This is a genomic window from Photobacterium sp. DA100, assembly GCF_029223585.1.
Taxonomy (GTDB): Bacteria; Pseudomonadota; Gammaproteobacteria; order Enterobacterales; family Vibrionaceae; genus Photobacterium.
This window is the reverse complement of sequence record NZ_CP119423.1, coordinates 739,649-765,619: the sequence shown is the minus strand read 5'-3', so window position 1 is coordinate 765,619 and position 25,971 is coordinate 739,649. Positions and strand designations below refer to the sequence as shown.

Here is a 25,971-nt window from a genome sequence, read left to right as displayed (position 1 = left end):
CGGCTGGGCATGGTAAAAGCGATAAACCTTTAATAAATAAAAAATCTCGTTGCTGATTCCACTATTCTTAACGCCATTTTCCCTGTATACAAAGAGGCACTCTGGTTAGCTGATCACCGATGATGAAATTACTCTATGCCGTCATTTTGTTTCTTTCGCTCTCAAGTTGGGCCAAACCAACCGATCAATTGATCATCCTGACCACCTTTACCGTTGAGTCGCTTCAGCCAATCTTGGAACAATTCAAGCAACGATACCCCGAGGTACACTTCACCATTCTCCACCGCCGCGAGGCCTCTAGCCAGCGCCTACTAAGCCATGACGATCATGATATCGATATCGTGATCTCCTCGTCACGCACCCTGTTTACCCCGCTGGTTGAAGAGGGGCGCTTACTGCCCCTCAATGCGTTGAATTATGACTCAACCTTCCAGCAGCAGCGCTTCATGCAGGACTCTATTGCCAATGTCGCCATCTTCGGCTATTCCGGCTACGGCTTGATGTGGAACGAAGATTACCTCGCGAAACACCATTTGCCTTCGCCCGACAGCTGGGAGAGCCTGACCGATCCCCTCTTCTTCCGCCATCTGGTCATGAGCAGCCCGGCCCGTTCAGGCACCACCCATATCATGGTCGAAAATATCCTTCAGCATTACGGCTGGAAGCACGGGTGGCAATTACTGCTGCAAATCGGTGGCAACCTTTCCTCGGTCTCGGCCCGCAGCTACGGCGTCAAGAACAGCATTGCCCGCGGCTTGGTCGGCATCGGGCCTATCATTGATAGCTATGCCTACGAGAGTCAAAAGCTATTCCCCTTTATCAACTTCACTTACCAGCCTAACAGCCCGCTGATGCCAAGCTATGTCGCCGCAGTGAACAACATCAATCAGGCACAGCACAGTATCGAATTTATTAAGTTTTTGCTTTCCGATGAGATACAGCAGACGCTATCGAGCAGCTCACTCAACAAATATGCCCTGCACCAGACAATGCGCCAGCCCTTCGAGGTTGCCTCCCTCGATCACCGGTTAATGGAACAGCGCTCAGCTTTGGTCAAGCAACTGTTCGAGCAGAGTATCAACTACCAGCTGATCCGCCTCAACCAGGCCTGGCAGCTGATCCACAAAGTCAAGGGGCTCAACCGGCTTAGCTCGGAAGAGCAGCGCCAGTTCAACCTGGCAATTCGCTTGGCCTCTACCCCTCCGGTTTCCGAAACCCAGTCGCGCAACCCCATACTGCGAAATAGCATTTCGTTGTCGAGAGGCGACATGCACACCGCCCAGCTAACCGCAGATTGGCGAGCCATCATGGCTGAACAGCTCGATCAGGCTATCCGCATCTGCGAAACATTGCTCGAGAGCCACGAGTCAAAGGGGAACCACTAATGTTGTTCGGCAATACCATCGGCAACCGCCTGATCGCCTCGATCGCGTTCATGGCCTTTTTGACCATCAGCGTCAGCCTGATCGCCATTGTCAACTGGGAGAGCCTAGACGACCAAATCCAGGCCATGGTCAACAAAAACATGCCGACGCTGCGGGCCAGCTACCAGCTAGAACGCAATACCGCCGGTTTGCAAACCGCACTCAACTTACTGAGCAACAATACCGATCCTGTCCTGCATGCGGATCTAAAGCAAAACATCAACACCAAGCTGGCCCAGATCAATGCCGCCATTGCCCAAACAGCCAGTTTGCAATTTCACGCTGCGATCAAGGACGAGCACGATACCCTCTTCAATGACATCAAAGCCTATGCCGGCCTGTTGTACCAGCGTAACACCCACCTCTATGCCTTGGCGCAGACCGAAAACAATATTAAATGGCTGCATCAGGACATGATTGAAGAGCTCACCCCCATTCGGCAAGAAGTCGAATGGCAGCTCACCCGCATGCTCCCCAACGCCCTGGCATCGAGTACCATCAACGAAGTCATGACAGAATTTTCGCTGCTGCAGGCCATCACGGTCAAAGAGAATGAGCTGCATCAGCTGGTGCAGGAAATCATCATGCAACGACAGCAAAGAAATATCAGCAATGCCTTCTACTTCATCGGCTACAAAACCGATGAAATCAGCCAGATGAGCCAAAGCTTGAGCCATTACTCGTCGACCATCTCCTACCGGCAATTACTCGATGAGCTGATCGCCTTGGTCGAACCCGGGGGGACGCTTGAAAAACAGTTGCTCCATGACCACCAGCTGTCACAGCAAATCAGCCATTACCAAGGGCAGATTCAGGCCCGGCTGGCCTACCAGGAAGAGCTGATCCAGACCATGGTTGAGCAAGAGGACGCCTCTTTGCATGCCTTGAACGAGAAGACGCGCCAGGCGATCTCCATCAGCAACCTGATTTTGTTTGGCACTATGGTCGTTACCCTCTTGCTGTCGGTGATGCTGTCGGTGTATCTGGTCGGCCAGGGGATTGTCAAACGTCTCAACCTGCTCTCCCAGGATCTCCTAGCGGTAGCCAATAACCAACTTGATGCCGAAATCCAAGTGACGGGCAATGACGAAATCGGCCAACTCGGGGACAACTTGCGCCATTTCTGCCGCCAAATGCAAGAAATGCAGCAGAGCAACGCCCTCAACCTGATCAACAATACCCAGGCCAGCATCATTACCTGCAGCCTTGAGGGGATGATTGAGTCGGTCAACCCCAGCGCCCTGAACCTGTTTGACAATATCGACATGCCGCAGCACCGAGCCATATGGGAGCTGTTCAGCCCAGCCATGCATGCCCGTCTGCAGTCGCTTTTCAAAAACAACAGCCCGCTGTTTAGCTTGGGAGGGTGCAACTTAACTCTGAAACAGAAAAAAGGCGGCGAAGAGAACCTTTACCTGCGGCTAGATTTCCGCCTTTTCCAGCAGGGGCAACTGGATAAAGTCATCATCACCATGACAGATATCACCGAACAGGAGAAGGCTGCCCGGTGGTTGGAGAAAATGGTCAGAGAAAAAACCCATACCCTCACCAGCCGCAATCGCCAATTGCAACTGGAAATCGAGGATCGAAAGCGTGTCGAGGCGGATTTACGCGCCACCCAGGACGACCTGATCCAAGCGGCAAAGATGGCCGTGGTTGGCCAGACCATGACCTCCCTGGCCCATGAGCTTAACCAGCCGCTTTCGGCCATCTCGACCCATATCTTTACCGCGAAACTGGCATTGGACAAACAGCGCCTGGAGCAACTCCCGGCGTCGCTGGCGAAGGTGGAAAGCCTCGCCACCCGGATGGGGCGGATCATCGCCAGCTTAAAAAGCTTCTCCAAAAAACAATCATCCGATAACCCCATGAAGCCCATCGAGATCAACGCCTCGATCCAGCAAGCAATGATGATTGTCGAAAGCCGGGCCAAAGTTCAGCAGACCGAGATCCGCAATCTGCTGACCGGCCCATGCTATTGCTATGCTGATCCAGTCCAGCTTGAGCAGGTCTTGGTCAATCTGATGGTCAATAGCTGCGACGCGATCGCCGGCTGCGAGCAACGAACCATCACCCTCGAATCCCTTGGCTGCCAGGCCGGTCGATGCCGCTTGGCCGTCAGCGACAGCGGTAACGGGTTTGCCGCCGAAATCATCGAGAAACTATTTACCCCCTTTACCACAACAAAAGAGGTAGGGCTCGGTCTTGGGCTGAGTATCTGCCGTTCAATCATGAACCGCCTTGATGGCGATATTTTCCTTGCCTCAAACCTGCAAGGCGGTGCCATGGTCGTGTTGGAGCTGAACAATTATGATAATGAATAATGATATCGAAGTACTAATCATTGATGATGACCATGATGTGTTGGATTCATACCAACAACTACTTGAAATATCAGGCTTTAGAGTCAAAGCCATTACCGACCCAACACAAGCGACATCCTTGCTGCACAAAAACTGGCCCGGCGTTGTGGTGACAGACATGTACATGCCAGGGCTAAACGGTATGGATCTCCTCGAGTTCATCAAGAACCTCGATCCGGAACTGCCTGTTATCATGATCACCGGGCATGGCGATATCCCGATGGCGGTTGATGCGGTTAAGCGCGGTGCCCTCGACTTTCTGCAAAAACCGCTTCAGCCTGCCGAGCTGCTGGCACTGCTCGAAAAGCACCTACCGGCAAGGAAAGCGGTGATTGAGCAGCGCGAGGCCATCGGCCAGTCCACCTGTGAGATACTGCTGGGCGATAGCCCACTGATCGTCAAAATCCGTGAGAAGGTCACCCAGATAGCCCTGACGTCAAAAGATGTCCTCATCGAAGGGGAGAAAGGCACAGGCCGTCATACCGTCGCCAGGCTGCTGCACCAAAATAGCCAGATGCATAAGGGGCCATTTGTGGCTACCCTGGGTAGCAATATTACCTGCACCCCCGACTTGCAACGGGCAATGATCTCCGCCCGCGGTGGCAGCATCAGCCTTAGCGATCCCCAAGACATGCCGCTGGAAACACAGCAATGGCTGTGCCGCTTCCTGCTTGAACAAGAGCGGCAAAACAAGAAAGAAGTTCGGGTGCTGGCCATTACCGGCACCAACCCAGAGGCCTTGGTTGAGCAAGAAATCTTACTGCCGGAGCTATTCTATTTCCTCAGCCAAGTTCGCTTCCAGCTCCCGCCACTGCGCCAACGGGTAAGCGATATTGCGCCATTATTCAAATACTTCCTGAAACAAAGCTGCCAGAAGCTGCACAAGCCCGTCCCAGCGATCGACAAAGCTTACATCAACACCCTTAACCGCCATGAGTGGAGCGGCAATGTGCTTGAACTAAAAAACGTGGCTGAGCTCTATGCGATAGGTATCGTGAAGCTGGCCGGGCAGGATCGCACCAAGCCGCTGGAGCATATGAGCAGCCCACTTGATGAACTGGTCGACAGCTATGAGAAACAAGTCATCGAGGACGCACTGTACCTGTTTGCCGGCCGGATAAACGATGTCTCCAACTACCTGCAGGTCCCGCGCAAGAAACTATACCTGAGAATGAAAAAGCACAATCTCGACAAAGCCGAATACAAAGCAAAAAGCTAGCAACCGGCTAGCCCGTATAAAGCCAGCATCAGCTGGCTTTATACATTTCCCCCTCTTATCCTCTGTTGGCTTGCAGCTAACCTGAGCAGGCGTTTACAATGCCCAAAACTCAACTAACCGGGTGATCCCAATGCCGTACCAATGCCCTCTCTGCCACCAACCGCTAACCCAACAGGATAATACGTGGAAGTGCGCCAGCAACCACCAGTTTGATCAGGCCAAGGAAGGGTATGTGAACCTAATGCCTGCACACCACAAGAGCTCGAAGAATCCCGGGGATAACAAAGAGATGATGCAGGCTCGCCGCCTGTTCCTCAACGCCGGCCACTACGATCCGATGCGCCAAGTCGTGGTCAGCAAGCTAGAACAATACCTACCAGAAAATGCCGAACAGCTGCTGGATATCGGGTGTGGCGAAGGGTATTACACCTCCGGTTTTGCCGCCTCCCTTGCGGGGCACCCGGCGCTAGAGGTGCACGGCTTGGACATTTCCAAGGTGGCAGTACGCTACGCAGCCAAGCGCTACCCTACCTGCCATTTCTGTGTCGCCTCCAGCCACCGGCTCCCGTTTGCCGACCACTCTCTTGATGGCATGGTGCGCATCTATGCCCCGTGCAAGGCGGAAGAACTTAAGCGAACCATCAAAACCGGCGGGGTTATTGTCACAGTGACCCCGGCCGCCCGCCATTTGTACCAACTGAAAGAGCTGATTTACGACGGCGTACGCCTCCATGACATGGCAGCAGAGAGCATTGATGGCTTTGAGCTTGTCGATCAAACCCAGCTCCATTACGACATGACACTGAACGGTGAGGAAGCAACGGCACTGATGCAGATGACCCCCTTCGCCTGGAAAACCAGTGACGCCGTGTGGCAGCAATTGGCACAAAGCGAACAGTTTTTCTGTGAAGCCGACTTTGCGATCAGGGTTTACCAGCGACAGCCATAACCTTCTCTGAGTTCGACATAACCACCGCAAACAATAGCGATTATCAATTGCAATTGATAATCGCTATCAAGTCATCTATCATCACAGCTTCTATACTCATACCAGACTCGGCCATATTCTGACTCCCCCGCGAACAGATGGCCGGGTTGGTGTATCTTGTTTGCCGTGTGTTTTCCCGGCTTTACTCAACCTGTGATTTGATTCCCATGAAGAAATGGCTCTCCCTCGGTCTCGCTAGCCTGATGTTTGGCTGCACTTCGCATACTGACGTTGCCGGCATAAGTGATGCCGGCACGGCCGCCCGGTTATTGCCGACCATGTATGACTCGACTATTCAGTCTCCCCAAGGGCAGCCAATGACTCTTGACCAACTCGCCGAGGCGTTACAGGCGGCGGATATCGTGCTGGTTGGCGAATGGCACGGGCACCCCGGAGCCCACCTGATGCAAGCCCGCCTTTTTGCAGCCCTCTATCAGCACAACCCGAATATGGCCCTGTCGATGGAGCAGTTCACCCGCGACAAACAGCATGTGGTAAACCAATACCTTAACAATGAAATTGGTGAAAAAACCCTGATCAAGGAAGGCAAAGCCTGGCCGAACTACAGCAGTGATTACCGCCCCTTGGTTGAATTTGCCAAGATGAACCAGTTGGATGTGATTGCCGCCAATGCACCAAAATCTATTGTCCGCTGTATCGGCCAGCAAGGTGAGGGCTATTTGGCGTTATTACCGGCCATGGAACGGCGCTGGGTCGCCGAGCAGCTCACTCTGGGGAGCGATGCCTACCACGACAAGTTCAACGCTTCGATGCACCATGGCGATGAAGAGAAAACCAAGCGCCAGTTTGCCGCCCAGACAGCCTGGGATGACACTATGGCAGAAAGCATGGTTGACTACCTTGCCCTCCACCCCGGCAAGCAAATTATCCATGTGGCCGGACGGTTCCATGTCGCGGAAGGTTTAGGCACGGCGTCGAGGATCACAGCCCGCAACCCAGACTTAAATGTCATGATGGTAACGCCTGTAACAAAAAACACCGGGGTGGCAGAAGGATCGCCAGATTATACTTTTGAGGTCATGCCGCTACCGGCAGCTTATGTCGACCAAGACAAAATGGCTGCGGCAATGGCCGCGATTTACAGCAGGAATAAAGGACTGGAGTGCTATAAATAGCCCTTTCGGGAAAGAACTGACCCCACCGGCGGCCAAGCTTGTGGGGTCATTGGGAGAGATACAGCTGGTATCTCATAGAAGCAGTATGTCGTAACCGACCTGATCCAGACCTGAACACCTCCCAGCTGCAACCTGATCTGTAGCACAGATTTTCATAGCACTATCAGCATCGCCCAGCAGACTTTTCACCATGAGCCATGAAAATAACAATAAAGCAAAATTGTCTGTTTTTTATCCAAGACGTAAACTAACTTGCCACCCCCAACCACACAAGCAATAAAGCTCAACTACATAGTTGCGATATGGCAGCATGATTGGCCACCACCATGTTACAGTGATGTTAAATTTCATATATCCTTTTGATTGCCAATGCGATAAAACAATATGCCAATAAGCGGTTAGAAACCTTGATTGGAACAGCGCAAAGCAAAACACGGAGTGCATGAGAAATGGATATGAAAAACAATAAACTACTTACGGCTATCTGCATTGCCGCCTCGTTAACCATGACATCGACCTCCGCCTTGGCCGATGTGGCAAAAGTGGCGGTATCGCAAATTGTCGAGCACCCGGCCTTGGACGCCGCCCGCAATGGCTTGCTAGACGGCTTGAGGCAGAAAGGTTACGTTGAAGGTGAAAATTTGGAGTTCAGCTACCAGACTGCACAGGGTAACCCCGCCATTGCAGTTCAGATCGCCAAGCAGTTCGTTGGCGAGCGTCCCGACGTTCTGGTCGGGATCGCCACCCCAACCGCACAGGCCCTGGCCGCATCAACCCGCTCGATCCCTGTGGTTTTCACCGCGGTGACTGATCCGGTTGGTGCCAAGCTGGTCAAAGACATGGACAAACCTGCCCGCAATGTCACCGGCTTGTCCGACCTTTCCCCTGTCGCCCAGCACGTTGCCTTGATGCAGGAGCTGCTGCCTGAAATGAAAAGTATAGGGGTCGTGTTCAACCCGGGTGAAGCCAATGCCGTCGCCCTGGTGGAGCTGCTCCGTGCTGCCGCCGAGGACCGAGGACTTACCGTTGTCGAGGGGACGGCCCTGAAAAGTGCCGATGTCCAATCCGCCGCCCAGATTGTAGCGTCAAAAGCCGATGTGATTTATGCCCCGACCGATAACACCGTGGCCAGTGCCATCGATGGGCTGGTCAATGCCGCAAACCAAGCGAACACCCCCATTGTCGGCGCTTCGACCACCTACATTGCCAACGGTGCCTTAGCAGCCCTTGGCTTCGACTACTACCAAGTCGGTGTCCAAACGGCGGATTATGTCGATGCCTTGCTGAAGGGCAAAAAAGTGTCTGATCTTCCGGTAAAAGTCGCCAAGGGATCCGATTTAGCCCTCAACCAGAAAGCCGCCGACCTGCTGGGTATCACCTTCCCGAGCTCGGTGCTTGAGCGTGCCACGTCGATAGAGAAATAAGAGAAGCAGAGGCTAGTTCCTAGATCCTAGCCAACGGTTATAGGTTCTAGGTTCTAGGTTCTAGGTTCTAGGTTCTAGGTTCTAGGTTCTAGGTTCTAGGTTCTTCACTACACATAAAGACAAGGAGAATAAGGATGTCTTTCTTTGCCTTTCTCGGGACGCTCGAGATCGGGTTGGTCTACGGCCTGGTTGCCCTCGGCGTCTACCTGACCTTCCGGATTCTGGACTTCCCCGATCTATCGGTTGATGGCAGCTTCCCGATGGGGGCGGCGGTGGCGGCAACAGCCATCATAGCCGGTTTCAATCCATGGGCGGCAACCTTACTGGCCATTGCCGCTGGCGGGCTGTGTGGCCTGGTAACCGCATTTCTCGCAGTACGCTGCGGGATCCTCCACCTGCTGGCCAGTATCCTGACCATGATTGCGGCTTTCTCCATCAATATCCGGATCATGGGCAGCCCCAACCTCTCACTGCTCGGTGAAGATACCTTGTTCACCCCGTTTGAATTGTTAGCGTTCGATTACGGGATGGACGAAGGCATCGTCCGCCTGGTCGTTGTAGTTGCCTTGGTCATCGCCAGTGCATGGTTCATCACCCGGCTACTGGCCAGCGATTTTGGCCTCGGCCTGCGGGCAACCGGGGTCAACAGCCGGATGGTGAGTGCTCAGGGCGGCAATACCGCCCTGTACACCTATTTCGGCCTTGCCTTATCCAACGGCTTGGTCGGCTTTGCCGGTGCCCTGTTTGCCCAAACCAACAGCTTCGCCGATGTGACCTCGGGTGTCGGTACCATAGTGGTAGGCCTTGCCGCTGTTATCCTTGGCCAAACCCTGCTACCCGGTCGCAAAATTTGGATAGCGGTTATCGCCGTGATTCTCGGCTCTATCCTATACCGCCTCGCCGTCGCCTTTGCCCTGAGCAGCGGCATGTTCGGCCTGCAAGCCTCGGATCTCAACCTGATCACCGCACTGCTGGTTGCCATCGCCCTGATTGCCCCACGCATGAAAGGACAGCTGACTCGCGGCAAGCAGAAAGCGTCCGTCGTCACCAACAAGGCCAAAGCAAGGGGTTGAGGTAAAGATGATTGAATTGAACAATATCCGTGTGACCTTCAACGAAGGCACTATTTTGGAAAATCAGGCGCTGAAAGGCGTTTCCCTCACGGTCCCCGAAAAGCAATTTGTCACCGTGATTGGCTCAAACGGCGCGGGGAAATCGACCTTGCTCGGCGCAGTCAGCGGCGAAACCCCGATGGTTGGCGGGCAAGTCCTGATAGACAATATCGATGTCACCCAGAAAAGCGTCTACCAGCGGGCTCAGTATGCCGCCAGGGTGTTCCAAGATCCGCTGGCCGGTACCTGCGGCTCACTCACCATCGAGGAAAACATGGCGCTGGCCTACCAGCGCGGCAGCAGCCGCAGCTGGAAACTGGCTCTGTCATCGAAACGCCGCCAGCTATTCCAGGAGCGGATCAGCATCCTTGGCCTCGGGCTCGAGGATCGGCTCGGTGATAGCATCGGGCTATTATCCGGCGGCCAACGCCAAGCGGTCAGCTTGGTGATGGCAACACTCGCTGACAGTAAATTACTGCTGCTCGATGAGCACACCGCCGCGCTGGATCCCCGGATGGCAGCCTTCGTCCTGGCACTGACCAACAAAGTCGTGAAAGAGTTTGATCTCACTGTCATGATGGTCACCCACTCGATGAAAGATGCCCTGGCCTATGGCGAGCGTACGGTTATGCTACATCAGGGGGAAATCGTTCTTGATGTCGCTGGCGAGGAACGCAACCAGATGGGCGTCAAAGACTTATTGGAAATGTTCAGCAAGGTCCGCGGCGAAGAACTGGCTGATGATAGCCTGCTGCTGAACTAGTGCCAAAATTGCCATTCGCGACCGGCAGCAAATTAAAGTAAAATGCCCATCGTGCCCAGCATGTTCTGGGCCTTTTTGATTTTTAGGAAAACGATGAAAAAAACATTTGCTTTAACTCACCCAAAGAAAGCAGTTCCACGCGTTGTCGAAGCCGTCAAATACGAGGTAAAGAAGTACCTCAAGCGTGAACGTAACAAGTCCCTACCAGCAGGCGCTGACTACTGGGATTTCGACTGTAAATATGGTCACACCGAGCAGGAAGCAAAGGTTATCCACGTTAAAGAAATCAACAAGTGCATTGACGAAGCCGAATCTCTGGCGCTGACGTCTTTCTACTTGGAAATCTTGGCCAAGCCTGGTGTTCGCACCAAGCGCCAGGTTGAAGACGACGAGTGATCGCCGATTAAAAAAAAGTAGCCCTAGGCTACTTTTTTTGTAATCAACCCGCCCGCAAGCAACGACCGATTCAGAACCAACGCTCAAGCGAGCCTTTGTCCAGTTGCTTGAACGCCCGGTTTAGCACCTGGGCCAATTCTTTGTAGCGCGGGCGGCTCTTCAGCGGCTGCAGCGCATACCCTTCACTGACAATCTTGTCATGGATCTCACGGTACCAGCTCGCCAGCGACGGTGGCAAATCGGTCCGGCTGCGCTTGCCGAGCCACCACAGCCCCTGCAAGGGCATGCTCAAGGCGAACAGGGCGACAGTGATGGCCTGGGGCAAGGCGTCATAATTATCGAAGGCCATCTGGCTCAACACGCTCATGACAGCAACGGCTGGCATCACCCGCATTGCGAATCGCGTGGCTTTGATATAACGCTGCTCGGGAAACAGCATGGCCAACTCTTTGCGCATTGGCCACGTGGCCATGTAATCCTGGCCATGACGGAAAGCTTGCCAAATCGAATGTTGTTGACTCATAAATCACCAAACTTCAAAAAAAACAGTAAAATTTAAAAACCAGCAATAACAAACTTGATTCAAATTAATTTTTTCTAAAAATCTTTTTGTTATATTGCACCACAATCGCTATCCTATGCACGCCTACATTTATTGTTGCCTGTAATCATCGTTCTGGCAACTGAAGGCGCTTCCAAGGATGGCCCAGGATCTGGGTAACACGATTCTATTTTGATACGGATGTAGCACGATTTTGACCCTGACTAGACCGGCTTGTCGAAAAGTCGTCTATCCTATGGGTAATTTTTATTTCAGTTGAATATCAACTTTCAGACAGATTATAGGTAGTCACTCATGTCTAAGCTGGTTTTAGTTCTTAACTGCGGTAGTTCTTCTCTTAAGTTCGCTGTTGTTGACGCGGTATCAGGTGAAGAGCACCTGACAGGTCTTGCAGAATGTCTGCACCTTCCAGAAGCACGTATCAAGTGGAAACTTGACGGTAAACACGAAGCTCAACTAGGCGAAGGCGCTGCTCACGAAGAAGCGCTAGCGTTCATGGTAGACACTATTCTTGCTTCTAAGCCTGAACTAGCTGAAAACCTGGCCGCTATCGGTCACCGTGTTGTACACGGCGGTGAGCAGTTCACTAAGTCTGCGCTAATCGACGATGCAGTACTTAAAGGTATCGAAGACGCTGCGACTTTCGCACCGCTTCACAACCCAGCTCACATCATCGGTATCAAAGCAGCCCAGAAGTCTTTCCCAGCGCTGAAAAACGTTGCTGTATTCGACACTGCATTCCATACAACAATGCCAGAAGAAGCGTACCTATACGCACTACCGTACAACCTATACAAAGAGCACGGTATCCGTCGTTACGGCGCACACGGTACTTCTCACCTGTTCATCACTCGTGAAACAGCTGAGCGTCTAGGCAAACCTGAGAGCGAACTGAATATCATCAACTGCCACCTAGGTAACGGTGCATCTGTTTGTGCAATCAAGAACGGTCAGTCTGTAGATACGTCTATGGGTCTAACACCTCTTGAAGGCCTAGTGATGGGTACACGTTGTGGTGATCTTGACCCAGCTGTTATGTTCCACCTACATGACAAGCTAGGCATGAGCGTTGATGAAATCAACACTATGTTCACTAAAGAGTCTGGCCTACTAGGTCTGACTGGCGTAACGTCTGACTGTCGTTTCGTTGAAGACAACTACGGCGAGAAAGAAGAAGCAACTCGTGCAATGGACGTGTTCTGCCACCGTCTAGCTAAGTACGTTGCTGGTTACACTGCAACACTAGAAGGTCGTCTAGACGCTATCGTATTCACTGGTGGTATCGGTGAAAACTCTGCACCAATCCGTGAGATGGTTCTTAACCGCCTTGCTATCCTAGGTGTTGAAGTTGACAGTGAAGCAAACCTTAAAGCACGTTTCGGCGGCGAAGGTGTGATCACTACTGAAAACAGCCGTGTTCCTGCAATGGTTGTTTCAACTAACGAAGAACTAGTTATCGCTGAAGATACAGCTCGTCTAGCTGAAATCTAATCGGTCGAAACTGATTTCAACGGCTGGCCTAGGCCGGCCGTTTTTTCATGACTTATGACCTTAGGTCATGCTTTTTTGTGGTGCTGTCCAATACCGGTTCACCCATCGTTATTGCACAGCACTGTCGTGTTCAATAGTTGAGGAATCCATAGTGTCCCGTACTATTATGCTTGTTCCGGTTGGTGCCGGTGTTGGTCTTACTAGCGTAAGCCTTGGTGTGCTTCGTGCAATGGAGCGCAAAGGTGTTCGCGTTTCTTTCTTCAAGCCTATCGCTCAGCCACGCCACGGTGGTGATCAGCCAGATCTAACAACGAACATCATCGCTGCTAACAGCGATATGAAAGTGGCTGAACCTTTCTCTATGGCTTGTGCAGAAGAGCTTATCCGTAACGATAAGAGCGACGTACTGCTAGAAGACATCGTAGCCCGCTTCAAAGAAGCAACTGCTGACGCTGAAGTTGCGCTGATCGAAGGCCTTGTACCAACTCGCAAGCACCCGTTTGCTAACCAGATCAACTACGAAATTGCGAAAACGCTAGACGCGGAAATCGTATTCGTTGTTGCACCTGGTACTGACAACCCAGCTCAGCTTAAAGAGCGTATCGAAGTAGCATGTTCTAACTTCGGCGGTATCAAGAACAAGCAAATCGCCGGTGTTATCGTTAACAAGCTTAACGCACCTGTTGACGCTGAAGGCCGTACTCGCCCTGACCTATCTGAAATCTTCGACGACGCTGAAGCCACTGTACCTTCAAACGTTGAAGTGATGCAGGTATTCAACTCTAGCCCAATCCGAGTTCTTGGCTGTGCCCCTTGGAGCGCTGAGCTGATCGCGACACGTTCGACGGACATCGCTAAGCACCTGAACGCTGAAATCATCAACCAAGGTGAAATTGCTACTCGCCGTATCAAGAGCATCACGTTCTGTGCGCGTTCTATCCCGCACATGGTTGAGCACTTCCGCCCAGGCTCTCTGCTCGTGACTTCTGCAGACCGTCCAGACGTAATCGTTGCTGCATGTCTTGCGGCCATGAACGGCGTTGAAATCGGTGCCCTACTGCTGACAGGCGGCTACGAGCTACCTAAGCCAGTAATGGATCTTTGTGAGCGTGCTTTCGAAACAGGCCTGCCTGTTATGACTGCACAAGGTAACACTTGGCAGACTTCTCTGAACCTTCAGAGCTTTAGCCTAGAAGTACCAGCTGACGATAAAGAGCGTGTTGAGCTAGTTAACGAATACATGGCTAGCCATGTTGACGGCCAGTGGATTGAGTCTCTAACTGAAGGTTCAACCAAAGAGCGTCGCCTAAGCCCACCTGCTTTCCGTTACGAACTAACTGAGCTTGCACGCAAAGCGGCTAAGCGTATCGTTCTTCCTGAAGGCGATGAGCCTCGTACCGTTAAAGCGGCAGCTATCTGTGCCGAGCGCGGCATTGCTGAGTGTGTCCTTCTTGGTAACCCAGAAGACATCAAACGTGTTGCTGAGCAGCAGGGCGTGACACTAGGTGCTGGCGTGACTATCATCAACTCTGATGAAGTTCGTGAAAACTACGTTGCTCGTCTTGTTGAGCTACGTGGCCACAAAGGCATGACTGACGTTGTTGCTCGTGAAAAACTTCAGGATTCTGTTTTCCTAGGCACTATGATGCTTGAAAACGACGAAGTTGACGGCCTGGTTTCAGGTGCGGTTCACACCACGGCGAACACTATCGTTCCTCCATTCCAGATCATCAAGACAGCACCAGATGCGTCAATCGTATCTTCTGTATTCTTCATGCTGCTACCTGATCAGGTACTGGTATACGGTGACTGTGCAATCAACCCGGATCCAACTGCTGAGCAGCTAGCTGAAATCGCTATCCAGTCTGCAGATTCTGCAAAAGCATTCGGCATTGAGCCTCGCGTCGCAATGATCTCTTACTCTACTGGTGAATCTGGTAAGGGTGCAGACGTTGATAAAGTACGTGAAGCAACTCGCATTGCTCAAGAGAAGCGTCCTGACCTAGTGATCGACGGTCCTCTACAGTACGATGCTGCAATCATGGAAAACGTTGCGGCTTCTAAAGCACCTAACTCGCCAGTAGCGGGTAAAGCAACAGTATTCGTGTTCCCAGACCTGAACACAGGTAACACGACGTACAAAGCGGTACAGCGTTCTGCAGACCTAGTCTCTATCGGTCCAATGCTTCAGGGCATGCGCAAGCCAGTTAACGACCTGTCTCGTGGCGCACTGGTAGACGATATCGTATACACGGTAGCACTGACTGCGATCCAGGCGAAACAAGCTGACGACGCAAACAAATAAATTAAGTCACTGAACGACTTGGATATATTTTCAATGCCCCGCACCGCGGGGCTTTTTTTTATTCTATAAAATCAGTTATTTAATTTTCATCCCGAATAATTATCCCTTCCTTTTTTCACGCAACCGACATCATATATTGATCAAGTTCACATTCCCCTGCAAAAACAAGGGTTTTTCGTTAATGGTTTGTTTTTATTAGACTTGTATACCACTTTTGACGTAGTTGATGGTCTATAAACCTATTCCATGAGCTTGGTGCAGAAGTTCGAGCGGATTTTGACTGATATGAAACAAGGATAATGGAATAATGTTCTGGATACACCTGTTATTGCTGCTAGCTGTCATCTTGATCGGTATACGCCACGGCGGCGTCGCCTTTGGTCTGTTGGGGGGCCTCGGCGTCTCCGTGATGACATTCGTTTTTGGTATCGCCCCGGGATCCCCGCCCGTTGGCGTTATGCTTATTATCCTCGCGGTAGTGGCGGCCTCTGCGACCCTAGAGGCCACCGGTGGCTTGAAGCTACTGGTTAAGTTTGCCGAGCGCCTGCTTCGCAAACACCCTGAGCACGTGGTTTTCCTCGGCCCGATTTGTACCTATACCCTGACGGTTTTGGTCGGGACCGGCCACTCGGTCTACCCGCTGCTGCCCGTGATCTACGATGTCGCTTACAAAAAAGGGATCCGTCCTGAGCGTCCGATGGCGATGGCGACCGTGGCCTCGCAAATGGGTATCACTGCCAGCCCGATTGCCGCTGCGGCAGCGGTGGTAATGGCGACGGCGATGGACAACAGCCTCGACATCAGCCTGATCAATGTCCTGATGGTCACCATTCCCGCGACATTCGGCGGCCTGCTGATTGGCTGTCTGTGGAGCCTCAAGCGCGGTAAGGACTTGGACAAGGATCCGGAATTCCAGGCTCGCCTTGAAGATGAAGATTTCCGCAGCAGCCTGGTCGATCCCGAGCAGGAAGGCTCGGCCGAGGAAGAAGCCGAGCACCAGCGTACCGCCAAGAAAGGCCTGACCGTATTCCTGCTGGGTATCCTTGCCGTGGTCGGTATCGCACTCTTTAGCAAGCAGGTCCTGCCACAGGGCGTCGGTATGTCGGTAGCCATCCAGTTCATGATGCTATCGGTCGGTGCGGTTATCCTGCTGACCACCAATATCTCGCCAAAGCGCATTGTACACAGCAACGTATTCATTGCCGGCATGAGCGCAGTGATCACCATCTTCGGTATCGCCTGGTTCAGTGACACCATCATCGGCCACCACAAGGACTACCTGGTTGGCTTGGTCAGCGGCATGGTTAACGTCTACCCGTGGACCTTTGCCTTTGCGATGTTCTTCGTGTCCGTGTTCCTGAAAAGCCAGGCCGCAGTGCTGACCATCATGCTTCCGCTCGGTTTTGCCCTGGGTATCGATCCCGCGGTATTGATCGGCGTGCTGCCTGCTTGTTACGCCTACTTCTTCTTCCCGTTCTACCCAAGTGATCTGGCGGCTATCAGCTTCGACCGCTCGGGCACCACGGCGATCGGTAAGTACGTGCTCAACCACAGCTTCATGATCCCAGGCTTCATCGGTGTGGGCTCGGCGACGATTATCGGTTACTTCATCTCGCTGATGATCAACTAATTACGTTGAAAAAAAAGGCCGCTACACCCGTAGCGGCCAACATGTCAGACTCGAATCAACACAATTTAAAACACCAGCTCAATACCAAGCCAGTAAAACGTAGAACACGGTACTCCCCACTTACTTGTTGCGTAAGTAGATAATCCAATACCCCATACCGACAAACACACCACCACCGATGATGTTACCCAGTGTCACCGGGATCAGGTTATTGACAACAAAATTGCTCAGGGTCAGATCGGCAAAGTCTGCCGGGTTCATCCCCGTCATCTGCCAGAATTCAGGCGAGGCAAGATGCTTGATACCAATTGCCATTGGCACCTGGAACATATTGGCAATGCAGTGCTCGAAACCCGATGAGACAAACATCGCCACCGGCAGGATCATCACCAGAATCTTATCTGTCAGGGTACGGCCACTGAATGTCATCCATACCGCGACACACACCAGTACATTACACATTACGCCAAGGGCAACGGCCTGCATGAAGTCGTGATGCAGCTTATGCTGGGCAATTTGCATCGCATTGATACCGACCGCGCCACTGCCGGACATGTACTGCTTGGTCATCAGCATGATCACCACCAGCATCAGGGCGCCCAGCAGGTTGCCCACATACACCACGCCCCAGTTGAGCCACAGGCTCTTCCAGCTGATCTTACCGCTGGCACGGGCTACCAGTGTCAGTACCGAGCTGGTAAACAGCTCACCGCCAGTGATCACCACCAGGATCAAACCCAGGCTAAATGCCAACCCACCGACAAAGCGCGACATTCCCCACGGCATGTCACCGGCCCCGGTGGTCACCGTGGTGTAGAACACAAAGGCGATACCAATATGCATCCCGGCAGTGATCGCCAGCAGCAACGACTTCATCGGATCTTTGGTGGCCTTGCTTACACCTACCTCGGCCGCTTTCTCCGCCATCTGTGGCGGTAATAACGAATCAAACTGACTCTGACACATATTGTTTGGCACCTGACACATCTTGAAACACACAAAATTAAGGAGGCGAGATAGTGGCTTTTATCACACAAATATTCAAGCCATTGCCAAAACAATAATTCGAAATATACGAACGAATTACTCGGATAAACCGAATCAACAAATATTGTAAACATTGAGCAACAAATCAATGTGCCAAAGATTCAAATCACGCTAACATGCCGTCACATTGCAACTACATTTATACCCGCATGTGCATAAGCGCTGAATTATATTCAGGAGTTAAAACTCGCCGACCATCAGAGCCGGGATAAAAAAAGGCGGCTTAACAGCCGCCTTTTCTTCATCTGATGAATAAGTTGTCGATTACACCAATTCAACCTGGCAAATGATCTCATCATCAAAGGTCAACACCTTGAGTGTGTTGCCTTCCAATAGACCGTAACTTGCCTGGTATTCACCGCGCGGGATAGTCACCGAGCCGGGGTTATAGACATAGAGCGCGCCTTTGCTTTCAGCGACAGGAATATGGGTATGACCGGATACCACCACATCACCGTCACGCAGGCGCGGGTGTTTGTCGCCGTTGTAGAGATGGCCATGGGTCAGGAACAGACGGCGGCCGTTTGGCAGCAGCACCAGGTTGTAGTCCGCCATCATCGGGAAGTCCAGCAGCATCTGATCAACATCACTGTCGCAATTGCCCCGCACAGCGGTGATCTTCTCAGCATGTTGATTAAGCTGCTCGGCCACGTCAATTGGTGCGTACCCTGCCGGCAGCGCATTGCGCGGGCCATGGTTGAGCACATCCCCCAGCAAGAGCAGGTGGTCGGCACCGCTCCGCTCAAACTTGGCCAAGGTACGGCGGGTGCTGTCGGCACAACCGTGGATATCAGAAGCAAAAAACAATTTCATGTCAGGAGGTCTATCTTCGAAACAGGATGCCGTGATCCTACACCGAAGCCCATGACAATACCATGGCACTAGTTGTTACGATTCTTCCCGCAGCATACCGTTGAGAACGATGTTGTTATAACTCACCATTCCTATTATCTTGCCATCCTCAATCACCGGCGCCCGGCTAATGCCAAAACGCTCAAACAGACGGGCACAGTACCGGACGTCCATCGCGGCACTGACCGACAAGGCCGGCTTGGTCATGATTTCATAGATATTGGTCCGCTCCGGGGAGCGGTCCAGCGCCAGTACCTTCTTGGCAATGTCGTTCATCAGCACGATGCCGTACTCGTCGTCATCGTTGCGCTTATTGACGATCAGCGCCTTGATTTGCTTTCGCTTGGCAATGCGGATCGCCTCGGCCACCGTGGTCAGCCCTTCGACAATCGCATAGGTGTTCATCATTACATCCCGTACCCGGACCAAGGTGTCATTACTCATAGCTTCGCCTCAACAACTTTGGTAAGTGTTTCAACCTGGTGGGCGACGCCCACCGCATCCTCGACATCAAGCTGCACCGCAATTCCCTGCCCGGAAGAGGTATCAAAGTCCCCGACCCGCTCGATGGTTTCCAGGATCGTCCTCGCCAGGTGCTCCTCCACCACAAACAAAATCACGTCCCGCTGGACGTCCAGGCCCAGACCGAAAAAGGTTTTCTTCTGGTACAGCCCTTCACCGCGGGCATTGTTGATCACTGTCGCCCCCGTCGCGCCGGCCTTGCGGGCGGCGTCCAACACGGCGTCGGTTTTCGAATCTTCAACAAAGGCCAATAACAGCTTAAAGCGCATTCTCTTCTCTCCTCTTTGCCTGGCTTGCCGATAGTTGGGCATACCCCATTACCGTGATCATCGGAAACAGGCTGGCAAACGCAATTAGCCCAAACCCGTCGAGCATTGGATTTCGTCCCGGCACGGTGGAGGCCAGCCCGAGCCCCAATGCCGTCACTATCGGCACCGTGACCGTCGATGTCGTCACCCCGCCAGAGTCATAGGCCAAGGGAACAATCATTTTCGGTGCAAAGTAGGTCTGCACCACCACCACGCAGTATCCCGCCAAGATGTAATAGTGGAGCGGATCGCCGGCCACTATCCGGTAGCTGCCAAGGGCGATTCCGACCGCCACCCCCAATGCCACGGCAATACGCAAGCCGTTGACACTGATAGCTCCCCCCGATACCTGGTTGGCTTTTATGGCCACTGCAATCAGGGAGGGCTCGGCGATGGTGGTACTGAACCCAATCGCCGCCGCGAACAGATAGACCCAGTAGTACTGGGTCCAGGGGATCGTCGCCGGGATCCCCTCACCACTGTCAAACAAGAAATCCATCGCCGTTAGCTGTGCGGCCATTGACTCGCCCAACGGAAACAGCGCCAGCTCAAGTCCGAGCAGGAACAGCGACAAGCCTACCACGACATAGACAAACCCCAGCGCGACTCTGGGCCAATGGGTCACCGGACGACGCAGTACGGCCAATTGAAAGCCAAAAATAATCACCGCAATCGGCAGGACATCGCGTACTGTCATCAGCAGGGTAGCGAAAAAGTGGGGCACAATACCGTTCAGCTCTGTCATCCCTGCCTCCTAGTGCACCAGCATGCCGTAGGCCATCACGAATATCATCGGGGTCAGCGAGGCAAAAGCGATCAGGCCAAACCCGTCGACGATCGGATTGCGTCCTTTGATGGAGGAGGCCAACCCGACCCCCAAAGCCGCGACTAAGGGGACAGTAATGGTCGAAGTCGTCACGCCGCCTGAATCATAGGCGATCCCGACAATCGCCGGCGGAGCGAACCACGTCATCAACATCACCATCAAGTAGCCGCCGATGATCATCCGGTGAATGGGCCATCCTTTTAGTATACGTGTCACCCCGAGCATAATGGCAATCCCTACCGATAGGGCAACAGTCAGGCGCAAGCCGGTCGCATAGCTCTGCTGGCTTTCAGCACCGGCAGCTATCAAGCCCCCTTCGGCGGCCACCTTGGCAGCCTCCGCCGCAACGGCAGTCAATGCCGGCTCGGCAATCGTCGTGCCGAACCCCAAACAGAAGGCAAACAGCAACAACCACCACACACTGCCCTTGCTGGCAAAGGAGTGTGCCATCGACTCGCCGATGGGAAACAGCCCCATTTCCAGCCCGAAGACAAACAGGGTCAAGCCGACCACCACAAACGCCAGGCCAACCAGTATCGGTCCTAGCTGTGGCAGAGGTTGCTGAAGGACAACCATTTGGAAGAAGCCAATAACCAAGATGATCGGCAGCAAATCACGCAGACTGGACAACAGGGCTTTCAGCAGGACGAGCACAAATGACATTCCACCTCCAGGTTGTCGCACGGCCGTTGAATTAAGGGTATACCTTCAAGGTACTCCTCATTAACAATTAGACACAACTTTTATGCACCAACACGAGAGCTAGCACACATAACCATATGTCATAAAGAAGATTGTTCGCGCTAACAACCCTTTGGTTTAGCTATACTTATGCTCAGAATTATACCAAGACGGGTAAAGGCGTTGCCTCAGAGGAGAAGCATGAAGATATTAGTGACCGGCGGCACAGGTTTTATCGGCTCGGCCTTAATCAATGCCCTGACTGAGCATGAGGTTACCGTTTTGAGCCGCAATCCGGCCAAGGCCAGCCAAACCCTGGGCGACAGGATCAATGCCGTTGCCTCCCTAGACCAGTTCGACAACCTTGATGGCTTTGATGCCGTGATTAACCTTGCCGGCGAGCCGATCATCAACAAACGCTGGAGCCAACAGCAAAAAGACCGGATCTGCCAAAGCCGCTGGACACTGACCCAGCAACTGGTCGATAAAATCCAGGCCAGCAGCCAACCACCTCATACCTTCATCAGCGGCTCGGCCGTGGGGATCTACGGTGACCAAAAAGAAGCGCTCATCGACGAGTCCTTTGCCATCAGCGAGCATGTGTCCAGCGATGACTTCGCCCACCGGGTCTGCCGGCGCTGGGAGGAAATTGCCATGGAGGCTGACAGCGAGCAAACCCGGGTTTGCCTGATCCGCACCGGCATTGTACTGGGCAAGCATGGCGGCGCACTGGCCAAAATGCTGCCGCCTTACCAGCTCGGGCTTGGCGGCCCAATCGGCAACGGCAAGCAATACACCCCCTGGATCCACCTGCAGGACATGGTGGCGGCAATTGTGTTTCTGCTCGAGACCCCATCGGCCAGCGGCGCCTTCAATCTGACAGCTCCACTCCCCGTCACCAACAAGGTGTTCAGCCAGTCACTGGCCAAGGCCCTGCACCGGCCGCATATCCTGTTCACGCCCGCTTTCGTGCTCAAATTGGCGCTGGGCGAGGCCTCCTCGCTACTGCTGGAGGGACAGCGAGCCATTCCCCACAAGCTGGAAGCCCTGGGTTTTGCTTTCCGTTTCCGTACTATTGAGGCGGCACTGACGGATATTGTCGCCGCCTGACGCTTTGTGCCACTCAACGACACGTTCCCCTATCGACGGGGGAACGCGCGGTTGACAGCCATCAACCGCGGATCGGTAGCAGCAGGCTGTTTATCATCGAGCGGATGATAAGCACCACCAGCAGCAACGAGAGCAACGGTACCACCAGCCATACCCCGGGGTGCCAGCTTACCGGTAACGCGAAGCCCCACTTCACCAACACCGCCACCACGGTTTCGGCTCCAGCGGCCGCCATTACACCGGCGAGCATTGCCATGATCCCATACTCGCCCCACACGGTCGCCGATACCCGTTTGCGGCTGGCCCCCAAAGTACGGTAGAGACGGATTTCATCCCTGCGCTGAGCCAAGCTCAGGCGCAGTAAGGTCATGACCAGCAACAGGCCGCTGACAACCCCCAGCCCCGCCAACACCGACAGCGAAAGCGATACTTGTTGCATAACACCTTGGATGCGGGTGGCCATGGTGCGCAGATCCAGCAAGGTAACCGTTGGGTAGTCCCGGCCGAGCTGATTGATCACCGCCTGCTGGTCCGCTTCAATCCGGAAACTGACCAACCAGGTTGCGGGCAGCTTAGCCATCACATCCGGGGTAAAGATAAAATAGAAATTGGGCCGCATGTTGCGCCATTCGACCTCGCGAATACTGGTGACCTTGGCACTGAACGGCTGGCTGTTGACATTGAACGCCAGAGTATCACCCACCTGAATCCCCAGCCGCTCGGCAATACCGGACTCGACCGAGACCCCACTTTCCCGGCCCCACTCACCAGCAACCAGCTGGTTGTGAACAGGCAGGGCGTCACGCCAGGTGAAGTTGAGCTCGCGACGCAGCGATTCATCCTGCTCCCGGTTTCCCTGCTGCGCCCGGACCAGCAAATCCTCTTGATTGATGTGCGTTATCCGGCCACGGATCACCGGATAGCTATCGGAGCGCATCACCTGCTGCTGATCCAGGTGGTTAAGATACGCCGACTGCTGCGCCGGGCTGATGTTGAGGGCAAAGACATTCGGCGCATCCGCCGGCAGGGTTTGCTGCCAGTCAGCCAGTAGATCAGAGCGCAACAGCCAGATCACCGTAAGCAGCATCAGCGAGCTGGTCAGGGCGGCCAGCTGGGCACCGGTTGCGATCGGGCTGCGATTGATTCGGCTCAGCGCCAGGGTAATCGCCGGCCCCCAGCGGCCCCGCTTCAATCCCCGGACAATAGACACCCCAACCACGGCAAGAACCACCAGGATAGCGGCCAGCCCCAGCAAGGTTAGCCACATCAGCCCGTTGCTGCCCAGCCACAACAGCCCAGCCGCCAATGGCAACAGGGCCAATGCGTACCCCTTGTTGCTGCTTTGCCAGTTGTCCGTTCGCTGTATCACCGAAATAGCAGGCGCATCAACCAGCCGCAGCAGCGGCATCCCCATCCCCGGCACCGCGACCAGCAAAGCGACCATAACACTCACCACCAGCGGCATAATACCTATCCCCGGCAAGGGATCCGGCAGCACATCCACCAGCGGAACGCGCAGCAAATATTCCAGCACGGCCCCGATCATCACCCCCGCCACCAGGGCCACGGCAAACAGCATGGCCAACTGGCGGGCCAGCCACTGCCACAGCCACTTTTTGCTGGCGCCGAGGCTCTTCATCATCGCGACCACTTCGGTCCTCGTCGAGGCATAGTGCATGCACGTCAGCACCAAGGTTGCCGTCGCCATCAGAATCACCAGAATTAGAGTCAGTGATAGGTACTGGCGGGCTTTTTCAATCACATCGCCGGTGCGCCCCTGTGAAGTTTCACTCAACCAGCGCTGCCCGGGCTCAAGCTCCACTTGCTTCTGCAATGCCTTGAGCTGGCTATCTGCGCCGGTGAAATACGCCCGGTACTGAACCCGGCTACCCGGCTGGATTGCCCCGGTACTGTCCAAGTCATCAGCATGAATGAGAACCGCCGGCATCTGGCTAAACGGGTTGAACGACAATTCTGGCTCTTGCACGATAATTCCACTCACCTTGAGCTCGGCATCGCCAATAGCCAGCACATCACCGGGCGTGACCTTCAATAAATCTAACAAGCGCTCGGCAAGCCACAGCTCACCGGGCTGAACCTGATGGCGGAGACCTGAGGGGCTTTTCAGCTCGAGTTCGCCCCGCAGCGGAAAGTCACTCTCGACACTTTTGACACTGACCAGCTGCATCGCCTCATCACTGAACGCCATGGTGCCAAAACGTACTTGCTGGGACACCACCAGCCCCAGTCGCGCCGCCTCTTCGAGCAATTGCCCATCGACAGGATTAGCCGATCTGAAGACCAAATCGGCAGCAATCATGGATCGCCCCTGATCCACCATGATCTTCTCAACCCGCACGACCAAGGCGGCAAGGGCAAAGACACAGGCAATGATCAGGGTCAGGGCAACAGCCACCGGCCACAACTGGCCGTGCCACAACTCGCGCCAGCTCCACCTGAGCAGCATCGAGCGGTTAACTGATGGGGAATCGGATTGGATATCTGTCATTTCTGTCATGCGGCTACCAGGCTCCCACTCTCGAGCATCAGGGTTCTATCGCAGCGCTGTGCCAGCTGGGGATCATGGGTAACCAGCACCAAGGTTGTACCGTGATCGCGGTTGAGGGCAAACAGCAGCTCGATAATATTGGCGGCGGTATGTTGGTCCAGGTTACCGGTCGGCTCATCGGCAAACAGCACCTTGGGCCGGGTCATGAATGCCCTTGCCAGCGCCACCCGCTGCTGTTCCCCACCCGACAGCTGCGCCGGCAAATGAATTTCACGCCCGGTCAGCCCGACCTTGTCGAGCAGCTCTCGGGCCCGCCCCTCGTCGGCGGCCTCACCCTTGATGATGGCTGGCAGCATCACGTTTTCCAGCGCCGACAGGGATGGGATCAACAAGAAACTCTGGAACACAAAGCCAATGCTGTCGCTGCGCAATGCGGCGCGGGCTTCATCATCCATGGCTGCCAGCGGCTTGCCCAGCAGCTCGATGCTCCCCTGGCTGGGAATATCGAGGCCGGCCAGCAACGTCATGAGAGTCGATTTCCCGGCACCGGACACTCCCACCAGGGCAATTGCCTCACCTTGCTCGACCTCGAGCGAAACATCCTGCAAAATGGTGAGAGACGATGATGCTGTCGTTACCTGCTTGGACACTGATACAGCTTTAATCACGGATGTAGACATGATGCGATTCCTTTCAGTCATCTTTTTGCTTGTTTTTACTCAGCACAGTTTCGCCGCCACCCTGCTGGTACTGGGCGACAGCCTCAGTGCCGGTTACCAGATGCAGGCCGAGCAGAGTTGGCCGAGTCTGTTGGATTCTGAGCTCGAAAAATATGGCCATAACGTAACAGTGGTCAACGCCAGTATCTCCGGCGACACCACAGGCAACGGGATGGCCAGGCTTCCCCGCCTGCTCGAGCAGCACCAACCAGATTTTGTCTTGATTGAGCTGGGAGCCAACGACGGGCTTAGAGGCTTTCCTCCTACAACTATACGCAATAATCTGGGTGAGATGATCACCCAGATTGAGCAGGCAGGTGCCTATCCGCTGCTGATGCAAATCGCTGTGCCGCCAAATTACGGCAAGCGCTACAGTGATCAGTTTGCCAAAGTGTACCAAGAGATCAGCAACAAACTGGACATCCCGCTGCTGCCCTTCTTCCTCGAACACATCATACTCAAGCAGGAGTGGATGATGGACGACGGTTTGCACCCCAAGCCTGATGCCCAGCCCTGGATCGCCAGCTTCATGGCCAAAGAAATTGCCCCACACCTCTAACCCAACAACTCGACAAGGAATGGCC

23 protein-coding genes are annotated in these 25,971 nt (G+C 53.8%); 14 read left to right on the top strand and 9 right to left on the bottom strand.

The features are described from left to right. The first annotated feature begins 119 nt into the window (after positions 1-119). From PTW35_RS03975 to PTW35_RS03935, 9 genes are all read left to right on the top strand, one after another. On the top strand, positions 120-1,385 hold the full coding sequence (locus tag PTW35_RS03975; RefSeq protein WP_281026596.1) for an extracellular solute-binding protein: 1,266 nt from the start codon (positions 120-122) through the stop codon (positions 1,383-1,385). Next, complete coding sequence (locus tag PTW35_RS03970; RefSeq protein ID WP_281026595.1) at positions 1,385-3,748, top strand: ATP-binding protein; 2,364 nt, start codon at positions 1,385-1,387, stop codon at positions 3,746-3,748. Before PTW35_RS03975 ends, PTW35_RS03970 begins: the two co-directional genes overlap by 1 nt. Continuing rightward, on the top strand, positions 3,735-5,006 hold the full coding sequence (locus tag PTW35_RS03965; protein WP_281026594.1) for a sigma-54 dependent transcriptional regulator: 1,272 nt from the start codon (positions 3,735-3,737) through the stop codon (positions 5,004-5,006). Before PTW35_RS03970 ends, PTW35_RS03965 begins: the two co-directional genes overlap by 14 nt. A 130-nt stretch (positions 5,007-5,136) precedes the next feature. Continuing rightward, positions 5,137-5,955, top strand: coding sequence for a 23S rRNA (guanine(745)-N(1))-methyltransferase (rlmA, locus tag PTW35_RS03960; protein ID WP_281026593.1), 819 nt, complete (start codon positions 5,137-5,139; stop codon positions 5,953-5,955). A 206-nt stretch (positions 5,956-6,161) separates the two neighbouring features. Next, positions 6,162-7,130 (top strand): ChaN family lipoprotein, encoded by a 969-nt coding sequence (locus PTW35_RS03955; protein WP_281026592.1) that lies wholly within the window; start codon positions 6,162-6,164, stop codon positions 7,128-7,130. Positions 7,131-7,585: 455 nt separating this feature from the next. Next, positions 7,586-8,554 (top strand): ABC transporter substrate-binding protein, encoded by a 969-nt coding sequence (locus PTW35_RS03950; protein ID WP_281026591.1) that lies wholly within the window; start codon positions 7,586-7,588, stop codon positions 8,552-8,554. Between the two features lie 134 nt (positions 8,555-8,688). Next, the gene (locus PTW35_RS03945; protein ID WP_044622673.1) at positions 8,689-9,627 is read left to right on the top strand and encodes an ABC transporter permease; all 939 of its coding nucleotides are present in this window, start codon (positions 8,689-8,691) and stop codon (positions 9,625-9,627) included. Positions 9,628-9,634: 7 nt separating this feature from the next. Continuing rightward, a complete protein-coding gene (locus PTW35_RS03940) occupies positions 9,635-10,429 on the top strand; it encodes an ABC transporter ATP-binding protein (RefSeq protein WP_281026590.1) in 795 nt (264 codons plus the stop codon). Positions 10,430-10,522: 93 nt separating this feature from the next. Further along, the gene (locus PTW35_RS03935; protein WP_044622671.1) at positions 10,523-10,825 is read left to right on the top strand and encodes a DUF6172 family protein; all 303 of its coding nucleotides are present in this window, start codon (positions 10,523-10,525) and stop codon (positions 10,823-10,825) included. Positions 10,826-10,895: 70 nt separating this feature from the next. On the opposite strand, the gene yfbV is transcribed toward PTW35_RS03935, so the two are convergent. Beyond that, on the bottom strand, positions 10,896-11,348 hold the full coding sequence (gene yfbV / locus PTW35_RS03930) for a terminus macrodomain insulation protein YfbV (protein WP_044622670.1): 453 nt from the start codon (positions 11,346-11,348) through the stop codon (positions 10,896-10,898). Between the two features lie 333 nt (positions 11,349-11,681). Here yfbV and PTW35_RS03925 point away from each other — a divergent pair, with 333 nt between their 5' ends. The 3 genes from PTW35_RS03925 to PTW35_RS03915 all read left to right on the top strand — a co-directional run bounded on the left by PTW35_RS03925 (position 11,682) and on the right by PTW35_RS03915 (position 16,813). Then, complete coding sequence (locus PTW35_RS03925) at positions 11,682-12,878, top strand: acetate kinase (RefSeq protein ID WP_044622669.1); 1,197 nt, start codon at positions 11,682-11,684, stop codon at positions 12,876-12,878. A gap of 151 nt (positions 12,879-13,029) precedes the next feature. Beyond that, complete coding sequence (gene pta / locus PTW35_RS03920) at positions 13,030-15,183, top strand: phosphate acetyltransferase (protein ID WP_281026589.1); 2,154 nt, start codon at positions 13,030-13,032, stop codon at positions 15,181-15,183. A 307-nt stretch (positions 15,184-15,490) separates the two neighbouring features. Beyond that, positions 15,491-16,813: an anaerobic C4-dicarboxylate transporter gene (locus PTW35_RS03915; protein WP_281026588.1), complete on the top strand. Its 1,323-nt coding sequence runs from the start codon at positions 15,491-15,493 to the stop codon at positions 16,811-16,813. 120 nt (positions 16,814-16,933) lie between these two features. Here the strand turns inward: PTW35_RS03915 and focA are convergent, their stop codons facing one another. The 6 genes from focA to PTW35_RS03885 all read right to left on the bottom strand — a co-directional run bounded on the left by focA (position 16,934) and on the right by PTW35_RS03885 (position 21,031). Next, on the bottom strand, positions 16,934-17,779 hold the full coding sequence (gene focA / locus PTW35_RS03910; RefSeq protein WP_281026587.1) for a formate transporter FocA: 846 nt from the start codon (positions 17,777-17,779) through the stop codon (positions 16,934-16,936). 345 nt (positions 17,780-18,124) lie between these two features. After that, positions 18,125-18,673, bottom strand: a complete 549-nt coding sequence (gene yfcE, locus PTW35_RS03905) for a phosphodiesterase (RefSeq protein ID WP_281026586.1) — start codon at positions 18,671-18,673, stop codon at positions 18,125-18,127. Between the two features lie 75 nt (positions 18,674-18,748). After that, positions 18,749-19,156 carry a CBS domain-containing protein gene (locus PTW35_RS03900; RefSeq protein WP_281026585.1) on the bottom strand — a complete coding sequence of 136 codons (408 nt, stop codon included), beginning with the start codon at positions 19,154-19,156 and terminating at the stop codon, positions 18,749-18,751. Continuing rightward, on the bottom strand, positions 19,153-19,503 hold the full coding sequence (locus PTW35_RS03895) for a P-II family nitrogen regulator (RefSeq protein WP_281027430.1): 351 nt from the start codon (positions 19,501-19,503) through the stop codon (positions 19,153-19,155). Before PTW35_RS03895 ends, PTW35_RS03900 begins: the two co-directional genes overlap by 4 nt. Next, a complete protein-coding gene (locus PTW35_RS03890) occupies positions 19,493-20,287 on the bottom strand; it encodes a DUF1538 domain-containing protein (protein ID WP_281026584.1) in 795 nt (264 codons plus the stop codon). Before PTW35_RS03890 ends, PTW35_RS03895 begins: the two co-directional genes overlap by 11 nt. Positions 20,288-20,296: 9 nt before the next feature. Beyond that, positions 20,297-21,031 carry a DUF1538 domain-containing protein gene (locus PTW35_RS03885; protein ID WP_281026583.1) on the bottom strand — a complete coding sequence of 245 codons (735 nt, stop codon included), beginning with the start codon at positions 21,029-21,031 and terminating at the stop codon, positions 20,297-20,299. A gap of 219 nt (positions 21,032-21,250) precedes the next feature. Here PTW35_RS03885 and PTW35_RS03880 point away from each other — a divergent pair, with 219 nt between their 5' ends. Continuing rightward, positions 21,251-22,159, top strand: coding sequence for a TIGR01777 family oxidoreductase (locus PTW35_RS03880; protein ID WP_281026582.1), 909 nt, complete (start codon positions 21,251-21,253; stop codon positions 22,157-22,159). 61 nt (positions 22,160-22,220) lie between these two features. On the opposite strand, the gene PTW35_RS03875 is transcribed toward PTW35_RS03880, so the two are convergent. Together PTW35_RS03875 and PTW35_RS03870 are read right to left on the bottom strand one after the other, a co-directional pair. Further along, a complete protein-coding gene (locus tag PTW35_RS03875; protein WP_281026581.1) occupies positions 22,221-24,677 on the bottom strand; it encodes an FtsX-like permease family protein in 2,457 nt (818 codons plus the stop codon). Further along, complete coding sequence (locus PTW35_RS03870) at positions 24,674-25,348, bottom strand: ABC transporter ATP-binding protein (protein ID WP_281026580.1); 675 nt, start codon at positions 25,346-25,348, stop codon at positions 24,674-24,676. Before PTW35_RS03870 ends, PTW35_RS03875 begins: the two co-directional genes overlap by 4 nt. On the opposite strand from PTW35_RS03870, the gene tesA reads away from it, so the two are divergent. After that, positions 25,347-25,946, top strand: coding sequence for a multifunctional acyl-CoA thioesterase I/protease I/lysophospholipase L1 (gene tesA / locus PTW35_RS03865; RefSeq protein WP_281026579.1), 600 nt, complete (start codon positions 25,347-25,349; stop codon positions 25,944-25,946). The genes PTW35_RS03870 and tesA overlap by 2 nt on opposite strands. The last annotated feature ends 25 nt before the right edge of the window (positions 25,947-25,971 follow it).

What these genes read in the sequence shown, in the direction of transcription:
- yfbV (WP_044622670.1), bottom strand. Translation starts at nt 11,348, where the DNA reads ATGAGTCAACAACATTCGATTTGGCAAGCTTTCCGTCATGGCCAGGAT.
- PTW35_RS03935 (WP_044622671.1), top strand. Translation starts at nt 10,523, where the DNA reads ATGAAAAAAACATTTGCTTTAACTCACCCAAAGAAAGCAGTTCCACGC.
- PTW35_RS03915 (WP_281026588.1), top strand. Translation starts at nt 15,491, where the DNA reads ATGTTCTGGATACACCTGTTATTGCTGCTAGCTGTCATCTTGATCGGT.
- PTW35_RS03900 (WP_281026585.1), bottom strand. Translation starts at nt 19,156, where the DNA reads ATGAGTAATGACACCTTGGTCCGGGTACGGGATGTAATGATGAACACC.
- PTW35_RS03870 (WP_281026580.1), bottom strand. Translation starts at nt 25,348, where the DNA reads ATGTCTACATCCGTGATTAAAGCTGTATCAGTGTCCAAGCAGGTAACG.
- focA (WP_281026587.1), bottom strand. Translation starts at nt 17,779, where the DNA reads ATGTGTCAGAGTCAGTTTGATTCGTTATTACCGCCACAGATGGCGGAG.
- yfcE (WP_281026586.1), bottom strand. Translation starts at nt 18,673, where the DNA reads ATGAAATTGTTTTTTGCTTCTGATATCCACGGTTGTGCCGACAGCACC.
- PTW35_RS03890 (WP_281026584.1), bottom strand. Translation starts at nt 20,287, where the DNA reads ATGACAGAGCTGAACGGTATTGTGCCCCACTTTTTCGCTACCCTGCTG.
- PTW35_RS03875 (WP_281026581.1), bottom strand. Translation starts at nt 24,677, where the DNA reads ATGACAGAAATGACAGATATCCAATCCGATTCCCCATCAGTTAACCGC.
- PTW35_RS03950 (WP_281026591.1), top strand. Translation starts at nt 7,586, where the DNA reads ATGAAAAACAATAAACTACTTACGGCTATCTGCATTGCCGCCTCGTTA.
- PTW35_RS03975 (WP_281026596.1), top strand. Translation starts at nt 120, where the DNA reads ATGATGAAATTACTCTATGCCGTCATTTTGTTTCTTTCGCTCTCAAGT.
- PTW35_RS03945 (WP_044622673.1), top strand. Translation starts at nt 8,689, where the DNA reads ATGTCTTTCTTTGCCTTTCTCGGGACGCTCGAGATCGGGTTGGTCTAC.
- PTW35_RS03880 (WP_281026582.1), top strand. Translation starts at nt 21,251, where the DNA reads ATGAAGATATTAGTGACCGGCGGCACAGGTTTTATCGGCTCGGCCTTA.
- rlmA (WP_281026593.1), top strand. Translation starts at nt 5,137, where the DNA reads ATGCCGTACCAATGCCCTCTCTGCCACCAACCGCTAACCCAACAGGAT.
- PTW35_RS03955 (WP_281026592.1), top strand. Translation starts at nt 6,162, where the DNA reads ATGAAGAAATGGCTCTCCCTCGGTCTCGCTAGCCTGATGTTTGGCTGC.
- PTW35_RS03970 (WP_281026595.1), top strand. Translation starts at nt 1,385, where the DNA reads ATGTTGTTCGGCAATACCATCGGCAACCGCCTGATCGCCTCGATCGCG.
- PTW35_RS03965 (WP_281026594.1), top strand. Translation starts at nt 3,735, where the DNA reads ATGATAATGAATAATGATATCGAAGTACTAATCATTGATGATGACCAT.
- PTW35_RS03885 (WP_281026583.1), bottom strand. Translation starts at nt 21,031, where the DNA reads ATGTCATTTGTGCTCGTCCTGCTGAAAGCCCTGTTGTCCAGTCTGCGT.
- PTW35_RS03940 (WP_281026590.1), top strand. Translation starts at nt 9,635, where the DNA reads ATGATTGAATTGAACAATATCCGTGTGACCTTCAACGAAGGCACTATT.
- PTW35_RS03895 (WP_281027430.1), bottom strand. Translation starts at nt 19,503, where the DNA reads ATGCGCTTTAAGCTGTTATTGGCCTTTGTTGAAGATTCGAAAACCGAC.
- PTW35_RS03925 (WP_044622669.1), top strand. Translation starts at nt 11,682, where the DNA reads ATGTCTAAGCTGGTTTTAGTTCTTAACTGCGGTAGTTCTTCTCTTAAG.
- tesA (WP_281026579.1), top strand. Translation starts at nt 25,347, where the DNA reads ATGATGCGATTCCTTTCAGTCATCTTTTTGCTTGTTTTTACTCAGCAC.